The sequence below is a fragment of the Bacillus sp. BACIII genome (genome assembly GCF_057836745.1).
In genome coordinates, this window is record NZ_CM174437.1 from 3,598,598 (window position 1) to 3,616,503 (window position 17,906).

20 protein-coding genes and 1 pseudogene are annotated in these 17,906 nt (G+C 47.7%); 6 read left to right on the plus strand and 15 right to left on the minus strand.

The genetic code is table 11. The features are described from left to right. Nucleotides 1–10: 10 nt before the first annotated feature. Together qoxB and qoxA are read right to left on the minus strand one after the other, a co-directional pair. Nucleotides 11–1,960 carry a cytochrome aa3 quinol oxidase subunit I gene (gene qoxB, locus ACXN9U_RS17755; protein WP_060963973.1) on the minus strand — a complete coding sequence of 650 codons (1,950 nt, stop codon included), beginning with the start codon at nucleotides 1,958–1,960 and terminating at the stop codon, nucleotides 11–13. Between the two features lie 27 nt (nucleotides 1,961–1,987). Next, entirely contained in the window at nucleotides 1,988–2,953 is a 966-nt protein-coding gene (qoxA, locus tag ACXN9U_RS17760; RefSeq protein ID WP_012118744.1) for a cytochrome aa3 quinol oxidase subunit II, read from the minus strand. 502 nt (nucleotides 2,954–3,455) lie between these two features. Here qoxA and ACXN9U_RS17765 point away from each other — a divergent pair. Next, nucleotides 3,456–3,701, plus strand: a complete 246-nt coding sequence (locus ACXN9U_RS17765) for a GlsB/YeaQ/YmgE family stress response membrane protein (protein WP_014419187.1) — start codon at nucleotides 3,456–3,458, stop codon at nucleotides 3,699–3,701. Between the two features lie 16 nt (nucleotides 3,702–3,717). Here the strand turns inward: ACXN9U_RS17765 and galT are convergent, their stop codons facing one another. The 6 genes from galT to ACXN9U_RS17795 all read right to left on the minus strand — a co-directional run bounded on the left by galT (nucleotide 3,718) and on the right by ACXN9U_RS17795 (nucleotide 7,573). Further along, nucleotides 3,718–5,256, minus strand: coding sequence for a UDP-glucose--hexose-1-phosphate uridylyltransferase (gene galT / locus ACXN9U_RS17770; RefSeq protein WP_489201988.1), 1,539 nt, complete (start codon nucleotides 5,254–5,256; stop codon nucleotides 3,718–3,720). After that, a complete protein-coding gene (gene galK / locus ACXN9U_RS17775) occupies nucleotides 5,246–6,088 on the minus strand; it encodes a galactokinase (protein WP_489201989.1) in 843 nt (280 codons plus the stop codon). Before galK ends, galT begins: the two co-directional genes overlap by 11 nt. Continuing rightward, nucleotides 6,030–6,239: a GHMP family kinase ATP-binding protein gene (locus tag ACXN9U_RS17780; RefSeq protein ID WP_489201990.1), complete on the minus strand. Its 210-nt coding sequence runs from the start codon at nucleotides 6,237–6,239 to the stop codon at nucleotides 6,030–6,032. The genes galK and ACXN9U_RS17780 overlap by 59 nt, the downstream gene beginning before the upstream one ends. Beyond that, entirely contained in the window at nucleotides 6,220–6,432 is a 213-nt protein-coding gene (locus ACXN9U_RS17785) for a galactokinase family protein (protein WP_489201991.1), read from the minus strand. The genes ACXN9U_RS17780 and ACXN9U_RS17785 overlap by 20 nt, the downstream gene beginning before the upstream one ends. A 51-nt stretch (nucleotides 6,433–6,483) precedes the next feature. Then, nucleotides 6,484–6,870 carry a GtrA family protein gene (locus tag ACXN9U_RS17790; RefSeq protein ID WP_489202511.1) on the minus strand — a complete coding sequence of 129 codons (387 nt, stop codon included), beginning with the start codon at nucleotides 6,868–6,870 and terminating at the stop codon, nucleotides 6,484–6,486. 79 nt (nucleotides 6,871–6,949) lie between these two features. Next, the gene (locus ACXN9U_RS17795; protein WP_060963970.1) at nucleotides 6,950–7,573 is read right to left on the minus strand and encodes a TetR/AcrR family transcriptional regulator; all 624 of its coding nucleotides are present in this window, start codon (nucleotides 7,571–7,573) and stop codon (nucleotides 6,950–6,952) included. A 335-nt stretch (nucleotides 7,574–7,908) separates the two neighbouring features. Here ACXN9U_RS17795 and ACXN9U_RS17800 point away from each other — a divergent pair, with 335 nt between their 5' ends. The 3 genes and pseudogenes from ACXN9U_RS17800 (at nucleotide 7,909) to ACXN9U_RS17810 (ending at nucleotide 9,619) form a co-directional block, all read left to right on the plus strand. Next, on the plus strand, nucleotides 7,909–8,070 hold the full coding sequence (locus ACXN9U_RS17800) for an anti-repressor SinI family protein (protein ID WP_060963969.1): 162 nt from the start codon (nucleotides 7,909–7,911) through the stop codon (nucleotides 8,068–8,070). A 193-nt stretch (nucleotides 8,071–8,263) separates the two neighbouring features. Further along, nucleotides 8,264–8,944 (plus strand): class I SAM-dependent methyltransferase, encoded by a 681-nt coding sequence (locus ACXN9U_RS17805; protein WP_060963968.1) that lies wholly within the window; start codon nucleotides 8,264–8,266, stop codon nucleotides 8,942–8,944. Continuing rightward, nucleotides 8,944–9,619 (plus strand): annotated as a pseudogene (locus ACXN9U_RS17810) (glycosyltransferase family protein). Before ACXN9U_RS17805 ends, ACXN9U_RS17810 begins: the two are co-directional and overlap by 1 nt. A 22-nt stretch (nucleotides 9,620–9,641) precedes the next feature. Here ACXN9U_RS17810 and ACXN9U_RS17815 read toward each other — a convergent pair. The 7 genes from ACXN9U_RS17815 to cidR all read right to left on the minus strand — a co-directional run bounded on the left by ACXN9U_RS17815 (nucleotide 9,642) and on the right by cidR (nucleotide 16,730). Beyond that, a complete protein-coding gene (locus tag ACXN9U_RS17815; protein ID WP_060963967.1) occupies nucleotides 9,642–10,244 on the minus strand; it encodes a DsbA family oxidoreductase in 603 nt (200 codons plus the stop codon). Between the two features lie 84 nt (nucleotides 10,245–10,328). Continuing rightward, complete coding sequence (gene efeB / locus ACXN9U_RS17820; RefSeq protein ID WP_489201992.1) at nucleotides 10,329–11,585, minus strand: iron uptake transporter deferrochelatase/peroxidase subunit; 1,257 nt, start codon at nucleotides 11,583–11,585, stop codon at nucleotides 10,329–10,331. Between the two features lie 18 nt (nucleotides 11,586–11,603). Then, nucleotides 11,604–12,755 (minus strand): iron uptake system protein EfeO, encoded by a 1,152-nt coding sequence (gene efeO, locus ACXN9U_RS17825; RefSeq protein WP_489201993.1) that lies wholly within the window; start codon nucleotides 12,753–12,755, stop codon nucleotides 11,604–11,606. Continuing rightward, a complete protein-coding gene (gene efeU, locus ACXN9U_RS17830; protein ID WP_060963964.1) occupies nucleotides 12,752–14,200 on the minus strand; it encodes a ferrous ion permease EfeU in 1,449 nt (482 codons plus the stop codon). The genes efeO and efeU overlap by 4 nt, the downstream gene beginning before the upstream one ends. A 135-nt stretch (nucleotides 14,201–14,335) precedes the next feature. Further along, nucleotides 14,336–15,004 carry a thiamine phosphate synthase gene (gene thiE, locus ACXN9U_RS17835; RefSeq protein ID WP_060963963.1) on the minus strand — a complete coding sequence of 223 codons (669 nt, stop codon included), beginning with the start codon at nucleotides 15,002–15,004 and terminating at the stop codon, nucleotides 14,336–14,338. Next, a complete protein-coding gene (gene thiM, locus ACXN9U_RS17840) occupies nucleotides 15,001–15,819 on the minus strand; it encodes a hydroxyethylthiazole kinase (protein ID WP_060963962.1) in 819 nt (272 codons plus the stop codon). Before thiM ends, thiE begins: the two co-directional genes overlap by 4 nt. Nucleotides 15,820–15,821: 2 nt before the next feature. Next, on the minus strand, nucleotides 15,822–16,730 hold the full coding sequence (cidR, locus tag ACXN9U_RS17845) for a cidABC operon transcriptional activator CidR (protein WP_045925509.1): 909 nt from the start codon (nucleotides 16,728–16,730) through the stop codon (nucleotides 15,822–15,824). 106 nt (nucleotides 16,731–16,836) lie between these two features. On the opposite strand from cidR, the gene ACXN9U_RS17850 reads away from it, so the two are divergent. After that, nucleotides 16,837–17,223: a CidA/LrgA family holin-like protein gene (locus ACXN9U_RS17850; protein WP_016937505.1), complete on the plus strand. Its 387-nt coding sequence runs from the start codon at nucleotides 16,837–16,839 to the stop codon at nucleotides 17,221–17,223. After that, nucleotides 17,205–17,885 carry a CidB/LrgB family autolysis modulator gene (locus tag ACXN9U_RS17855; RefSeq protein WP_012118753.1) on the plus strand — a complete coding sequence of 227 codons (681 nt, stop codon included), beginning with the start codon at nucleotides 17,205–17,207 and terminating at the stop codon, nucleotides 17,883–17,885. The genes ACXN9U_RS17850 and ACXN9U_RS17855 overlap by 19 nt, the downstream gene beginning before the upstream one ends. Nucleotides 17,886–17,906: the final 21 nt, after the last annotated feature.

Here is a 17,906-nt window from a genome sequence, read left to right on the forward strand (position 1 = left end):
CACGCCTCCTTTATTCGGAAATCTTTCTTTCCGTCTCTTTTATTTCCTCAACAGGTATATAGTAGCCATTGTCATATTCAAATGAACGAAGCACCATGCAAAGCAGAATGCCGATCAAGCCGACAATGCCCATCCAGAACCATTCAAATACAAGTCCGAAGCCTGCAATACCGAACGCGACTGACATAATAAGCGGTCTGCCGGAGTTGTGCGGCATATGGATTTTCTTGAATTTGCTTTCCGGATGAATATCCACTTTGTCTTCTTTCAATTGCAGGTACGCATCTTGAGATTTCACTTCAGGAAGCACCGCAAAGTTGTAATGCGGCGGAATCGCAGATGAAGTCGCCCACTCAAGCGTACGTCCCACGCCCCATGAATCTCCGCTGATCTCGCGAGTAGAGTAGCGGAAGCTGTAGTAGATGTTGTAGCAAAGGATTAAGAATCCGACACCCATCATGAAGGCTCCGACAGTTGAAATAAAGTTTAATGCAGTCCATCCGTCATTCGGCCCGTAAGTGTAAATACGGCGAGGCATACCTTGCAGCCCCAGGAAGTATTGAGGGAAGAAACATACATTAAATCCGATCATAAAGATCCAGAAGAACCATTTTCCGATTCTTTCGTTCAGCTTGTGGCCGAACATTTTCGGATACCAGAAAATAAATCCTGCGAAACACGCAAATACCGTACCCGCGATCAGCACATAGTGGAAGTGAGATACAAGGAAGTACGTATTATGGTATTGATAATCCGCTGCAGCCATCGCGAGCATAACCCCTGTTACCCCGCCGACAACGAAGTTCGGGATGAACGCAAGCGCCCACAGCATCGGTGTTGTAAAACTGATTCGGCCTTTATACATCGTAAAGAGCCAGTTAAAGATTTTAACCCCGGTCGGAACCGAAATCGCCATCGTTGTAATCGAGAAGAAAGAGTTAACAGACGCACTGTTCCCCATTGTGAAGAAGTGGTGAGTCCATACAAGGAAACTCAGGACGGAAATGGCGATAATAGAGCCGACCATCGCTTTGTAACCGAATAACTGCTTTCTTGCAAAAGCTGAAATAATTTCAGAGAAAATACCGAATGCCGGTAAGATAACGATATAAACTTCAGGGTGTCCCCAAATCCAGAATAAGTTAGCCCAAAGCATCGGCATACCGCCGGCTTCCAGCGTGAAGAAGTGAGCGCCGAACAAACGGTCAAATGATAAGAGCGCCAATGCCACTGTCAGAACAGGGAAGGCGAATACGATAATAACCATTGTAATCAGCGTCGTCCATGTGAACATCGGCATACGCATCAGCGTCATGCCTTTCGTACGCATTTTCAGGATTGTCACCATAAAGTTGATACCCGTCATCAGCGTACCGATACCGGCAATCTGAAGACCGAGCAGGTAGAAGTTCTCACCAGGCCCAGGGCTCATGTCGTTACTTGCCAGCGGCATGTAACTCGTCCAGCCTGCGTTCGGAGAACCCCCGATAACGAAAGAAATATTGAATAGCATCGCACCTACGAAGAACGTCCAGAAACTCAGGTTGTTCAAGTACGGGAATGCTACGTCGCGCGCACCGATCTGTAAAGGTACGACAACGTTGATCAGACCGATTAAAAACGGCATCGCCATGAAGATAATCATGATCGTACCGTGAGTCGTAAAGATCTCATTATAGTGGTTTGAGTCTAAAAAATTGTTATTAGGAAGCGCTAACTGGGCACGCATCATCAAGCCGTCTACCCCGCCGCGGAACAGCATGATAACAGCAGAGATAATGTACATGATTCCAAGTTTCTTATGGTCTACAGACGTAAGCCATTCAGACCAGAGCCACTTCCACTTTTTGAAGTATGTGAGTACAACGATGATAGCAATAGTGGAAAGCGCAATGGAAACTTGTGCGCCCAGAATTAATGGGTCACCTGTTACAAAAAATTCATCCCATCTCAATTTCATTCGGGCTTCCTCCTTTCTTGTTCAATTTCAATCTTGTTTATCGTCGGATACTTTAAATTCGTTTTTCTTTACATTTTCCCACGGATCTGTTTTAGAGTGCGGTGATACGGCTTTGTAGCCAAGGCGTTTGCGCGCCTCCATCGCATATTCGGCATCTTGGCCGTGGTCAACGTATTTTAAGTGTGTAGAAGAGAACGTTAATTTACCGACATTCTCCGGAAGCATCAGTTCGTCATACTTCTCTTTCGTCAGCTTTGGAGAATCGCTTTGGGCTTTTTTCACCCAGCTGTTAAAGTCTTTTTGCGTAACAGCTTTTACGTTGAATTTCTGGTCGGCAAAGTGTTCGCCGGTGAAGTTCGCGTTGCGGCCTTCATATGTTCCCACTTTGTCAGCCTGTAAGTATTGATCCATCAGCATCCCCGCCATCGCGTATTTTTGTCCCCCAAGCTGAGGAATCCATAGCGACGCCATTGAATCGGCTGAAGAAATTTTAAATAATACCGGACGGTCTACAGGAATGTTCAGGTAATTTACCGTCTCAATATCCTGCTCAGGGTAGCTGAATACCCATTTCCAGTCTACCGAAGTAGCATAAACGACAAGCGGTTCTTTATCCTTAGTCGCTTCAGGCGCTTTTTCTAACGAATATATCGTCTGTACGGTAGGCACAGAAAGTGCAATGACAATTAAAATTGGGATCACTGTCCAGACTACTTCTAAGAACGTGTTGCCGTGCATCTCAGGCTTGTAATTTCCGCTGTCTTTGCCTTTGCGGTCGCGGTATTTCACTAAAATGATTGTAAATAGTACGAATACGACGCCGACAATGAACAGCATAAATCCGATTGACAAGAGAATCAGATCTTTTTGCTGGTCTGCTACAGGTCCTTTCGGATCTAACACGGAAATGTCGCTGCATCCGCCCAGTACGAAAACAACAGCCAACATCGCTAATAAAAGTAACGGTTTAAATGCTCTGAACAAGAAGATCACCATCCTTCCTATTGATGTAGTGAATCTGAAATGTACTTTCTCAAAATCTTTTCTCTATCTACCTTGTTATGCTATCAAAATCTGCCCTTATTAGCTTTATTTTTTTCTAAAGTTCATCTTTTTTTCGCCCTAATGTCACAAAATCGTCAAAAAATGCATGAACTTTTTTCACTTGCGTAAATCAAACGTAAAAAGTTTTAGATCATTTAGCATATATAGAGAAAAAAAGATAGTGAGAACGAATAATACCAAATAAAGGTTTACCACAATAAAAATCGCGGGTCAACAAAAAGTTTCATTTTGTTAACCATTCCACAAAGAAAATATTTTTTCCTTTGCTCTCACCTTTTCACACGGTTTCCATTTTAACGCAACGCATAGGGAAAAAAAAGACCGGAACACGCCTTGATATGTTCATTATAAAAAACACATTCATATGTTTAATATAGACAAAACGAAGGAATCATATAGGCATAACTATAAAAAATAGGAAGTGATATTTATGAGTTTTATCGTATCTCTGATTGTTGCCATTATTATCGGCTGGATCGGAAGTTTATTTGTAAAAGGTAGTATGCCCGGGGGGATTATCGGGTCAATGATCGCAGGTCTGATCGGCGCATGGATCGGACACGGCCTGCTCGGCACATGGGGCCCTCACCTTGCCGGCTTTGCCATCATTCCGGCAATCATCGGAGCGGCGATCGTGGTATTCCTGTTCAGCCTGATCGCCAGAAGCAGAGGATAAAAAAAAGCCTCGTCCCTTAAGGGATGAGGCTTTTTTCCGGTAGAGCGCCCAAATGGCGGATAAACCGCCGGAAAGCCGCTCTGCCTTCTTCTGTCTGTTTAAAGACGCCGGCATGCTCCAATATCCGCGCAAAGACATGGCCGATTTCTTCTTTTAGAATCTGTTCCGCGTTTTCTTTCGTTACCTTCCGCTTATGCAGCACGCCGAGCGCCCAATCTTTATGCTTGGCCGCAGAAGGATCGGCCGTCAAGGCCGCATCCGGGTCCGGTGAGCACAGCGCTTCAGCCGTGCGTTTCATCTCTTCTTCAAGACGCCCCGGCAGAATCGCCAGCCCCATCACCTCAATCAGTCCGATATTTTCTTTTTTCAGATGATGAACTTCCTGATGGGGATGAAAAATTCCCAGCGGATGTTCATCAGAGGTGCGGTTATTTCTGAGGACGAGATCTAATTCGAATAAACCGTTTCTCCGCCGGGCTATCGGCGTAATTGTATTGTGCGGTGTTTCCCCTGAATAAGCGAGGATATCCGCCGCTTCATCGGTATAGCCGCGCCATGCCCGCAGGATGGTGTCCGCCGCGTCAGATAGCTCAGATGCGCTCTCGCTTTGCAGACGGATGACCGACATCGGCCACTTCACAATGCCCATCTTCGTCTTCGGATAATCAGGCAGCCTGTAACGGCTTTCTGTCTCCGCCTGCGCCATGGGAAATTCATGATCGCCGCCTTGAAAATGATCGTGGCTTAAAATACTGCCGCCGACAATCGGCAAATCAGCATTGGAACCGAGAAAATAGTGAGGGTACTGGCTGACGAACGCCAGCAGCCTGTCAAACGTTTTTTTGCTGATCTTCATCGGTTCGTGCCGGTCTTTCAATACGATGCAATGCTCCCGGTAATACACATACGGAGAAAATTGCAGAAACCACTGCTCCTCGCCGAGAATCACCGGAATGACGCGAAGGTTTTGACGCGCGGGGTGATCCGGCCTCCCTTCGTACCCGACGTTTTCTTTACAGAGAACACATCTCGGATACTCGGATTGAGGCTGCTCTTTGGCAGCGGCAATTGCTTTCGGATCTTTTTCAGGTTTTGAAAGGTTGATCGTGATATCCAGCTTTCCGTAAGCCGTCTCAGCCGTCCACCCGATATTCCGCTGAATTCTGTCCGAACGGATATAATACACATCCTCTGAAAATCGGTAAAATGCCTTTGTCGCCTGCTCCGGCCCGTGCACCGCTTTTGTTTCTTCAAAGCGCCGGACAATCTCAGACGGCTGCGGGGCAAAGCAGCCCATGATCTTCGCGCTCAGCAGATCGCGATATGTGTCTGTATCGGCTGCAATCCGGCCTGTTGCTGCCCATTCGTAAATCGGGGCCAGTATGTCGGGCAGAGATGCATCCGATTCATTTTCCGTCCGTGCTGACGGCGCCGGATGGGTGATATGCAAAGTTTCATATAAACGGTTTCTTGTATATTCAATATCAAGAAAGGAAATCAGCTCTTTTTGCAGTCCGTACCGGATTAAACGTTCCACATGCCGCTCAATCGCCATCGTCATCCCCCCTTAGTTCTCTCGCTACGGCTCCGATGTCCGCTGTATAAAAATCGGCCTTTCCCCCGGTCTGTTCCTCATAGCAGGCTCCTGCCGTTTCAATAAAATCTGAAACCGCATCATCCTTGACGATACTGACCATACAGCCTCCGAAACCGGCTCCCGTCATCCTTGACCCGACAACCCCCTCGTGGCGCCAGGCCGCTTCAGCCAGTGTATCCAGCTCAAAACTTGTCACCTCGTAATCATCGCGTAACGAGAGATGCGGATCCCTCATTAATTCGCCGATGTGATGAAGCTGATTGTTACTGAACATGCCGGCCGCCTTTTTGGTGCGGTAATTTTCATAGACTGCGTGTTTCGCCCGGCGCCTGTTCACTTCATTCTGAATCAGCTCCGCATGGGAATCAAAAGCGGAGGGAGACAGCTCCCCCAGCGACTGAATGGAAAGGTGCTTCTGCAGATCATAAAGCGCTTCCCGGCACTCCTTGAGCCTCGTATTATAGCCTGAGTCTGCAAGCGTCCGTTTTTTATTGGTATTCGCAATCACGATCGACAGTCCCGACATCCCGAGTCTAATATATTCAAAGACGAGCGTTCCGCAATTCAGCAGGATCGCATGATGTTTCTTTCCCATCCCGACGGCGAATTGATCCATAATGCCGCAGCTGACGCCGATAAAGGAATTTTCCGCCGCTTGGGCCAGTTTCACCAAATCGGGCATATCCGCATCAAGCTCATGACATTCCTTGAGAATGACCGCCGTGACAAGTTCAAATAGAAGCTGATGATGACAGCCCTGCGCCGTTCGGGATATTGCCCCAGAACACAATATCGAAACCGTGCGGAAGGGAAAAACCGCTGCGGAGGCATTCCGCCATGACCCCTTTCGGATAATTGGCCCACCCGTCCTCTTTCTGATAGCGGATATCATCGAGACTGCATTCTTTTATGCCTGCTTCCTTAAAATTGTGAGAGTACATTCTGACGAGCCTGTCCCCTCTTTCTCTGACGGCTGCATATGTACCGATCGTCAGCGCGCACGGAAAAGACGCAGCCCCCGTTATAATCTGTATGCTCCCCGATAAGATTCACTCTGCCGGGCGCAAAGAAAAGACGCAGGCCTTCCGATTCCCCGAATACATCAGCAAACGCTTTCTTTATTTTGTGTTTCATACGCAGCCCCTTTCACCGTTACTCTTTCTCCCCGGACGCGGAAAGAAACTGTTATGACACGCCCCCTTCTTTTGCTTTTCTGAAAACAATCCACTTGCTGGCAGCATAGTTGACGACTACGATGATGACGTTATCGGCGATTTTCGCCAACGTTTCGTTCATGTGAAATTGACTGACCAAAAGAATCATCATCGCGAGATCTATGCCGAGAGACAAAACCCGCACGCTGAAAAAGGCAGTCAATTCTTTCATCAGACTCCGCATCCCCGCAGTTTTTTGCTGAAATACATACAGTTTATTCGTGACATATGCAAATAGAACGGACAGAACCCAAGCGGCGACGGTCCCCGCCTTGTAATCCATCTCAAATACCGCCGTCAGAATGTAAAAACTGACGATGTTCACGATCGTCGTGAACACGCCCATAATGATATACATCATAATTTCTCTGTAACGCATGGCAGTTCCTCGCTTTCTGAAAAACTTTTCTAAACCTTTTGTCAAATCAAGAAGAACGTTACCCTGATTTTCTGCCGCTGACAAAAACATAGAGCGCGTCAAACATGCTGCGGAAAGTAACGGGCCTTCCCAGCACATTGGATTGCTTGATCATCCCGTCGATGAGCGCGCACATTATTTTAGCGGTATGCTCGGTATCTATATGGTCTTCTATTAAATTTCTCGATTTGAGCCAATTTATGTACATGGCGCTTTCTTCTATCCATAACTTATACAGGCGGATATACGCTTCATATTCACTGACGACTTTGTAAGTAGGCATATGAACGGCAAAAGACACCACATTCCAGGCAGGCTTGCTGTTTACAAACCTCATCAACAGGCTTGCTGTGCTTGCCGCGGCTTCACAAAGCGTCAACGGCCGCGCTGTTTGCTTTTCTATTTCGTCGAGATAGCCCGTGATGATCCTTTTTTTAATCTGACGCCTGTCTAACAAATGCTTCAGAAAATCTTCCTTGCTTTCAAAATGAACGTAAAACGCGCCTTTGCTGAACCCCGCCGCTTTACTGATGTCATCGATTGAGACTGAATCGTAAGCTCTGTCAATCAGGAGATGAAGGCCTGCGTCAATAAAACTTTCAAATGTTTCTTCTCTCTTAATTTGAAATTTGTTTTTTTTCATTTTTTACCCCAGCTGTTTGATCATTCACTTTATCTTACACCGAATCATTCTTTTGCGGTATTTTTTATACAAAAAGAATATGCTAGTCGACGATCAAAGGGTAAATGTTAATAGGTCATATGATTTATTTTTATTTACATACTATCCAGTCAGTATTTATTTGTTTATTATTATATGTAAGAATTCTTGAAGGATTTTGGTTATTTCAGTCATTTTTTTAGGGAATAGGTAGGTGAATTCATCTTCAATTTGGGATTACCGGCCAACTATGTGTGATATTTGTTACACATTGGCTGCTGTAGCTGGGCAAATCATTTTTTCAATTGGAGGTTCTTATGAAAACTCATGTAATGAAGAATATAGATCAAGATTGGCAATTGTTAATTCAAGAAGCTAGAATCATGGGTTTGCACATTGACGATGTAAGGCGATTCTTAAATACTGAAAAAGCGGTGAAGAAAAAAACATCAATGAAAAACACCATCCGCCAGCAGTAAGATTTACAGGCGGATCCTTTCACCCGAGTTTTCAAAGGAACACTGCCATCTTAAGAGGGGAATCAGAGTACAAAACCGTGAACGGACAACCATTCCCGCCCCCATTCCGCTACCTGAACAGCCAAACATGGTGATTTGAGATCCCCCCGCTGCATATCTTGTGTATTATGCCCATTTATGAGGTGATACACGGATGGATACGAATCCCTATTATGATGAAAAAAAACAGAGCTACTACGAAGGCCTGAATCCTTATTTATTAAACAAAATAGACAAAAACTGGCGGACAGTGCTCGATGTCGGCTGCGGCACGGGCAATTTAGGCGCGGCGATTGAAGACCGCGGAATAACGGTTTACGGCATTGAAGCGTTTCCCGAAGCAGCAAAAAAGGCGGAAAGCAAATTGAGCCATGTGCTTTGCGGCGACATTGAATCCGCCATTCTTCCGTACGAATCAGAACAATTCGATTGTATGCTGTTCGGAGACGTTCTGGAGCATCTTGTCGACCCGTGGTCAGTGCTGAAAAAGCTTCGCCCGTATGTAAAAAAAGACGGCACGGTGCTTGCATGCATACCGAATGTCGGCCACATCTCAGTGGTGCTGGAGCTTTTAGCCGGCAAATGGACTTACAGGGACGCCGGGTTAATGGATCAGACCCACCTGCGTTTTTTTACCCGGGAAGAAACTCTTTCATTATTTAAAGCGGCAGGCTATGAGGTGAAACGCATTGAGGCGATCCGCGTTGATCATCCCTCTTATCACCGGGCCATCGCCTCATTGCACGAAGTATGCGTACAGCTTGGCATAAGACATGATTTTCTGACAGAAGCATCGGCCTATCAATACGTGATTGAGGCCGAGAGGAGCATGTAATGAATGCACATTCATTTCTGTTTGTCATTTGCGTGAATGATGAGTCGCTCTACTCCCGATGCAAAAACCATATTCTGAAGCTTACCGTCCCCCCTTCACATTCCGTTGATATCATGCCGATATACGATTCAGAAAGCATGGCCTCCTCCTACAACAAAGCGCTGAAACACCCTTCCAAATATAAAATTTATCTGCATCAGGATACATTTATCATTCATCAGCATTTCCTGCGAGACATGCTTCATATCTTTCAATCTCATCGTGAGCTCGGTCTTCTCGGTGTCGCGGGCTGCAAAACACTTCCGCCGAACGGCATTTGGCGGGAAAGCGGGCAGCGGATGGGGAAAGTGATTGAATACCGCGGGAATGCTTGCCATCCGCTTGAATTCGAAAACGATGATGAAGACCGACTGTTTATGCCCGCTGACGCCATTGACGGATTGTTAATGGCCGCTCAATATGACGTGCGAGTGGCGGGAGGATTTGTTTCGGAGCTTTCATTTTTACGACACATCACAGTCGCTCGAATTTCAAAAACACGGCTATCAAGTCGGCGTCGCCTGCCAGAAAGACCCTTGGTGCCTTCATTTTTGCGGTGACTCCTTTGACGCCGCGGCGTATGAAGCGGACAGACAAATATTTGTCCAACACTATATGGGAAAGCCCTCTTGCTGATGCAAAGAGGGCTTTTTACGGATTAACGTTTATTCAATTCCCGTTCAATGATTTGTTCAAAAGTTTCCTTTCCCGCGACGCCCGGGATTCTTTCATCGCCGATGATAAACGTCGGCACTGCCGTAATGCCGGCTTCCTCATAGGCATGGCGGAGCGCTTCCCGCTGCATGTCCCTGTACGCTCTTGTCTCAAGCGCCTCTTTGAACGCGACGCCGTCAAGTCCGGCTTCTTCCGCGAGCTTTGTCAGCACGTCAATGTCACCGATATTTTGTTCTTCCTGAAAGAATGCCTGAAAAACGCGTGTATGGTATTCGCTTCCTTTCCCATGTTCCTTCGCAAAATGAAAACCTTCAAACGCCAAATCCGTGTAGGGATGCGGTGATACGCGGGGGAATGTCATCTCAACGCCTAAAGACCGCGCCATCGGTTCAATTGAATTTTTCCACATCTGCCGCTTGGCGGGATCATTTACCGGATCAAGTTTCGGTGAGGGGCTCGGACGCAATTCAAACGGCATCCATTCCACCTGTACGTCCTTGTCCTTGATTGCTTCTTCAAACGCCGCTTTGCCGACAAAGCAAAACGGACATACATAATCAGTATATACTTTAATCCGCAGTGTCATTGTATGTCTCCTTTCCTTTTTATTTTACGTTGTAACAAAAATAGTTACAAGTATTTTTTAAAAACACCTTCCATATGGAAGGTGTCACGATTCCAGCAGCTTCTGGGCGATATATTCTCCTTTTTTACAGCCTCCGGGACAGGCGAATAAAGAAGAGCCGATCGTTTGTGTGTATTCATTCAGCGCATCCTTTGCCGCCAAAGCTTTCAGCATCGGGACAAATTGGCGGTCCGGGTCTTTTTGAAAGCTGATAAACAGCAGGCCTGCGTCAACATAGCCCGTCTTCGGGTCGATTCCGTCCGTATAAGAAAACGCCCGCCGCAGAATCTGTCTGCCGGTTGATTTCGCCACGCTGACATGCGAGTCGGCGGGAATTTGATTCAGCTTGACGGGATCAGTCTCCTTTTTTTGTCCGAAAGGAGCGCCCGAGCTTTTCACCCGCCCAAACGTGTCCTCTTGTTCCTTCAAGGATGAACGGTCCCATATTTCTAAAAACATTTTAATTTTCCTAAACGCCATGTACGTGCCGCCCGTCATCCAGTCCGGCTCCCCTGATTGAACCCAAACGATTGAATTCATCAGATTTCCATCCTTTGTGCTTTGGTTGCCGGTGCCGTCTTTGAATCCGAAAAGGTTGCGCGGGGTTTCGCCGTTTTTCCCGCCGCTTAAGAAACCTTTATTGAGAAAACGGACTTCACACACGCCGACAGCCTGTTTAATCAGATTGCGCACCGCGTGGAACGCCGTTTGTTCATTATCCGCACAGACCTGAATGACGATATCACCGCCGCCTTGTTTCTGATCGAGCTTGTCGTTTGGCATCGGCGGAATTTCAGCGAGGTGCTTCGGTTTTTTATCCTTCAGCCCAAAGCGGTCCTTCCCGTCTTTTTCAAAAAATCCGGCGCCGAAGCCGAAGGTAACAGTTAAATTCGCCGGTGCCAGATCCTGCGACTCGCCGGTATCCTGCGGAGGCATATATTTATTTTTTTGCTCGCCTGACAAAGCCGAGCCTGAGGTCAGCAGCTGCGTCAGACTGGTCCAATTTCTGAAGAGGGAGATGACATCAGCTTTGTTGCTTGACTTGACATCAAGCGCCGCAAAATACACATACGTCTGATGCGCCGTTGTGATTCCCGCTTGGTGCTTCCCGTAAAAAGGAACGATTTGTTCATTATCACTTTTTCCTTCACTCTTCTTTGAAGCGGTGGCCGCCGGTTTGAAGAGCGGAGCGAGTCCTCCGAGGCCGCTCGCTCCCACAGCGACGGCGGCGCCCGCTACGGCGCCCCACTTCAGGACATCCCGTCTGTGGATCTGTTTTTCCTTGTTTTGTTCATCGCTCATGCTGTGTCATAACTCCTTTTAAAGCACATCGGCAATCTTCGACATGGTTTCAGAAAGAGCCGTCAGCTTCGTGCTTATCTCTCTGATTTGATCTTTACTTAATTTATCATAAGACGTATACGAATGATCGCCTGTTTTGTATTTCGACATCAAAACTTCAAATTCACTGAATTCCGTATCAAGTTTTTCGGTGACGCCGGAATGATCTTTCACAAGCGCGCTTTTCACTGTTTCATAGACGGCTTTTGAGCCTTCGACGTTGGCGGCCAGATCTGTTAAATCAATGCGGGAGTAACGTTCTTCTTCACCCGTGATTTTTGAGATGCCCGCTTCATTCAGAAGCTCCATGGCGCCGGCGACGATTTGTTCAGGCGTCAGTTTGAGAGAATCGATAGAACCGTCAAGCTCCTTCACATCCTTTAACAGGACGGAGGCCGTTTCTTTTTCGCCAGAAATCTGATTGTCCTTCCAGAGCGCTTTTTCAAGCTTGTGGAAGCCCGTCCATTTGCCGCCTTCTTCCACATCATTTTCTCTGGCGTCGATTTTCGGATCAAGCGTGCCGAGGCTTTCGGCAATCGGTTCAATTCGCTCATAATAGACGCGCGCCTTCGGATAAAGTTGTTTCGCTTGATTGATGTTCCCCGCCTTGACGGCGTCTGTGAATGCTTCGGTCGATTTTACAAGCTGATCGCTCTGTTCTTTGACATATGTTTTATAGTCACCCGCAGCTTTCTTGAGCTGGTCACTGGCCTTTTTGCTGCTTTTTCCAGCGCCCGTCAGCTCCTCCAGCGAGGCTGTCAGCGATATAGATTCCGATTTAATCTTCTCTGTATCAGGCTTATCTTTTTGTGCTTCTGTATAAATCGGCTGCAGGTGCTTTTCGATATCCGTGTATTCAAACGGATAATCTCCGCGGATTTTATTTTCAAATGAGAGCCAGTAGCTGTTCAGTTCTTTTCCTTTTTGCTGAATGCCTTTCCGGTCTTGTTTTTTAACGGATTCATTCAGTTTGGTCAGAATATCCTCCATTTTGTCCACTGATGTTTTGATGTCCTGATTTACACTGGTTTTTTCGGCTCCTTTGTCAGACGCTGACTGCTGAGCGCCGCAGCCCGAGCACAGAGCGAGGAGTAAGCCGGCTGATAAAGCCGCTTTCCGGATCTGTTTCATTTTGCAACTTCCCTTCTATTCGATTTTAATTTTACGGCTTCCATGATGAGTGCTGCGGCTAAAAAGCCAATAATGATCAACTGCGGAATGGTGCTAAAAACCGACGGATAGATGCCGAGAAACGATACCGACGGAAGCCAGCTTTCAGCGTCAGACGGGAGAATATCCGCCAGCTGCAGGCTGTGGATGCCCGTACCGAGAAATTTCACGCACATATACAAAACGACGGCCATGGACAGCAGAAAGAACGGCTTTAACGGAATCCGCATTCCGAGCTTAATCATGAGAAAACCCGCTGCCGCAAGGATCAGCAATCCCGCTGCGGTTCCTCCTATTAATTCGGTAAGCGGCAGCTTGCCGACGAGGCCGATAAAAAAGATTACCGTTTCAAGCCCTTCTCTGACGACTGCCAAAAAGGCGATCAGCGCGAAGGACAGCAGACTTCTTTTTTTAAGCGCCTGCGATTTTTGTGTGTTGATTTTTTCCCGCCATTTATCCATTGAAGCGTTGCGGTGGAGCCAGACGCCGACAAACAGGAGCATCACGGCAGACAGAATGCCGGTCACGCCGCCGAGCAGAAAATTGTTTTCTCCGAAAATGTTTGAGGAAAACAGCAGTGTGACGCCGACCCCCGCCCCGAGAGAGACGAGCATGCCGAGTGACGCTCCGCTCCAGATCCAAGCGGATGAACGGGTGACCCGGGCTTTTTTCGTCATCGTCAACAGCGCGCCGATCACAAGAAGCGCCTCCATTCCCTCCCTTATCGGGATAAGAGCAGCGTCCAGCCAGCTGTAGCTGCTTGACGCAATCGGCTCAAGGAGCTGAATCATTTCGTCAATATGTTTAACGGCCTGATCCGGGCGGTTTTCGGCTTCCGCTTTCATGAGCGCCAGATTCTCTTCTGAGGTTGTGTAGGCCGTTTTGGATTGGGACACGACGTCTCCTTCGACAGCCAGCCAATTCGTGACAAGCTGATCGATTTTTGCTTGGGCTTCAGCGGTTTGGCTGCTTTTGATCAGCTGTTTCGTCTCTTTTAAGCTTTGAATATAGGCTGAGAGTGTAAGCCTTGAGCTCCCGCCGGCTGCGTCTTTTACTGTGACGGCCTGCTGGTAGGTTTCTAAATGGGATCCAAGCTCAGAAAGCTCCGCCTGTACCTTTTTTGTGTCTTTATTAAGCAAAGAAAGTGAAATCATTGCGATATTGGAGTTCATTTTTGAATAGGAAGATAGATTTTCTTTTTTAATAGCAGGCTCTTCCTTTTTCCACACTGTTTTGAATTGTGAAAATGTTTTTTCGGCGGATTGCAGGTTTCCGTCCTTTGCAGATTGAATCATTTGCTGATTCAGGCTGATAAGTGAAGCGATGGGATCAGCGCCTTTCGCCACGGCAGAAGAACTGGCTATGAAGAGCAGGCTGAATAACATGAAAGCAAGCTTCCGTGCCATCATGCACCTCCTGTAGTTGAAAATGATTATCATTATATATCATAATCATAGTCCGATCTCGGCCTTTGTCAATAAAAAGTTGCGCATACAGAAAAAGGGCCGTCCTCCCCGGACAGCCCTCCTGACAGAAACATGTCAGCTTTTTGCTTTGGAACGCTGAATTTCTTCAAAAAATCTGCGCGCCGCCTCTTTTGGATCATCGGCTTGGCTGATGGCGCTGATCATGCTGACGCCGTCTGCTCCCGCTTTAATGACGGGCGCCGCATTGGCCGCCGTAATGCCGCCGATTCCCACAATCGGTATGGTGATGCCCTGACGCCGCACTTCTTCAATCAATGTAACGCCCTGCACAGCTTCAGCATCTTTTTTCGTTTCGGTCGGATAGACCGGGCCCATTCCGACGTAATCGGCTCCGGCCGCTTCCGCCCGCTTCACCTCGGAGACATTATGCGCTGATACACCGAGAATCATATCACCGATTGCCGCTCTCGTTTCTGCAGCGTCTGCGTCATCCTGGCCGATATGCACTCCGTCCGCGTTAAGGCGCAAGGCCAATTCAACATCATCATTAATGATGAAAGGAATGCCGGCCTGTCTGCAGACATCCTGCACCTGCTTTGCAAACAGGACACGTTCCTCCCCTGTTAAAGAACCGCTCCCCTTTTCCCGAAATTGAAAAAGCGTAGCGCCGCCCTCTATGGCTTTTTTCACTACAGACACGGGGTCTGCATCAGTATTATTTGATCCCATAATAAAATAAACCGATAACATATCCTTCATCATTTCCCAAGAAATACGCGTCATTTTTCTGTCACCCTTTCAATTGCAGCAAGCTCGGCCGCTTCTTGTTCTGAAATGCTTGCCAGCTTGTTTAAAAGCTCAATCTGGAAGCTGCCCGGGCCCTTGTGAGACGTGTCCAAAGCGGCAAGCTGAGCGGCGCTTCCGTATACAGAAACGGCTGAAACGGCCGCTTGCAGAATATCCTGGCCCGCTGCGCAGAAGGCTCCGATTACAGACGTCAGCAGGCATCCCGCCCCCGTCACCTTCGTCAGCAGTTTATCACCGTTATGAACGGCGTATGTGTCGGTGCCGTCAGAGATGATGTCGGTTTTTCCGGTAATCGCAATGACCGTTTTCAGCCCGCTTGCAGCCGTCTTGGCGATCTGAAGCGCATCTCCTCCGCCTTCCCCAGCATCCACGCCTTTTATCTTCCAATCGGATGCGCCGGCAATATTGGCGATTTCCGCGACATTTCCGCGAATGACGGACAAGCGGACCTCCTGTATGATTTTGCGGGCTGATGCCGTCCGAAACGGCGTGGCGCCGGCGCCTACCGGATCAAAAATGACCGGAACGCCGTTTTCGTTGGCTGATTTTCCCGCGGCGATCATAGCTTCAACCGATGCCGGACTGAGGGTGCCTATGTTCAGGACGAGCGCTCCGGCGATTTTCGCCATGTCGGCGGCCTCCTCAATTGCATAAGCCATAACGGGCGATGCGCCGAGCGCGAGCAGGCCGTTAGCGGTGAAGTTCGTGACGACGTTATTGGTGATACTGTGAACGAGCGGGCATTGCTCCCGCACTTTACTCAAGTGTTGAGCTGCCGTTTGTGCATCCATGCTTAATCATCCTTTTTTCTCTTTTTCGGATTCCACAAATACGATTTTGTATGTTCCAGCCAGGCTCTGGCGGCAAAGGACATGTAGCGGTCCTTCCGCCAAATGATGGCTAAATGCCACGGAATGACCGGGTGAACGAGCGGAATGGTTTTGACTTTCTCAGGATCAAGGCCGCGGCAGATTCTTTCCGGCAGCAGGCCGATGCCGAGATTGGCCGATACCATTTCGCTGATAAAGTCCCACTGTGACGTTTCATAAATGACGTGCGGCCTGAACCCGGCTTTCACACATTCTGTCATAATTCGATTGTGAAGGACAAAATCCTCCCTGAAAAAGATGAACGGCTCTTCTTTCAATTCGTGAAGACTGCATTCTTTCTCGTCCGCGAGCCGATGTGACGGATGGACGACGAGCATGAGGGTTTCCTTTACGATTGTAAACGTATGAAAAATCTCTTCATTCGCGGGAAGCACGACGACCCCGATATCAAGCGAGCCGTCCTCCACACCTTGCTGCACTTTAATAGAGCCGTCCTCTACGAGCTGAAACGTCACATCGGGATATGTGACGCGGAAGTCACCGAGCACTCTCGGGAAAAAGCCCGACCCGATCATCGGCGGCAATCCGATGCGGACGTGCCCTTTCTTTACCTCCATAATATCATTCAGCTCTGATGTCAGGTTTTGGAATGACTTTGTGATTTCCTGTGCCTGCACATACATGCTTTGTCCGGCGTCAGTCAGTTCAACCTGCCGGCCATTACGGTAAAACAGCTTGATGCCGAGCTCTGTCTCCAGATTTTTAATCATTTTTGAAATTGTCGGCTGTGAAACATACAGTGACTGCGAAGCCTTCGTAAAACTTTTCAAACGGGCCACTTCCAAGAAGTACGTTAAGTGCCGGATGTCCATTTCATCTCATCCTTTCTATAGACAAAAGGAATACATATTATTCTTTATATATATTTTACCTATAGCAAAACCTTATGTACAATATAAATATAAGGGAGGCATCATTATGAAAAAATTGTTGCTTACCGTTATTCAAATCGCTCTGCTGTTTATATTTGCGCGTCTGATCAATTGGGTCACGGCGGCTCTTCATATAAATATTCCCGGCAGTATAATCGGGATTGTGATTCTTTTCACATTATTGCATTTCAAGATTATCAAGCTTGAATGGATCGAGCTTGGCGCAGCATGGCTCCTCGGTGAGCTGCTGTTGTTTTTCATCCCGTCTGCCGTCGGAGTGATTGAATACGGAGATATTATGTCTAAATTCGGTGTAAGCATTTTACTTGTCGTCATCATCAGCACATTTGTCGTGATGGTTTCAACAGGTACGCTTACACAGCTGATAGCAAAAAGAAAGGAGAAAAAACAAACGTGTTCATCGGAATCATAAGTTTATTTTTAACTGTCTTAGTGTATTTGGGCGCGAAAAAACTCTACATTCGTTTTCCGCGGGTGTATACGTCGCCGCTTCTGATTACGCCCGCTGTTTTGGTCGTACTGCTGCTTCTTGTCAATGTCCCGTATCAGACATACAATCTCGGCGGCGGACTGCTGACCGATATGCTTCAGCCGGCAACAGTGGCGTTCGCTATCCCGCTTTATAAATATTTCCCGATTTTAAAGAAATACGCCGTGGAAATTATTTTGAACGTAGCGGTCGGTTCATGTATCGCCATTCTGTCAACGGCCTTTATCGCAAAATGGTTCCATCTCGGCAGCAGCTTAGTCGACAGTCTCGTGCCGCGATCAGTGACGACGCCGATTGCCATGAACGTTTCAGAAATGATCGGCGGGATGCCGGCCGTAACAGCGGTTTTCGTCATTTTAACGGCTTTACTCGGAACGATCATCGGGCCGATGGTCATCCGCTATTTCCGCATTGATAACGAAATTGCCCGGGGCGTGCTGCTCGGAACAAGCGCGCACGGAGCGGGAACATCTAAAGCATTTGAGCTCAGCTCCGTATCAGGTACGATCTCAAGCGTGTCCATGATTCTCGCCGCGATTATGACGCTGTGCGCGGCTCCGATTTTGCTTTCGTTTATGTCATAAAAGACTGCTCCTGACAGAGCG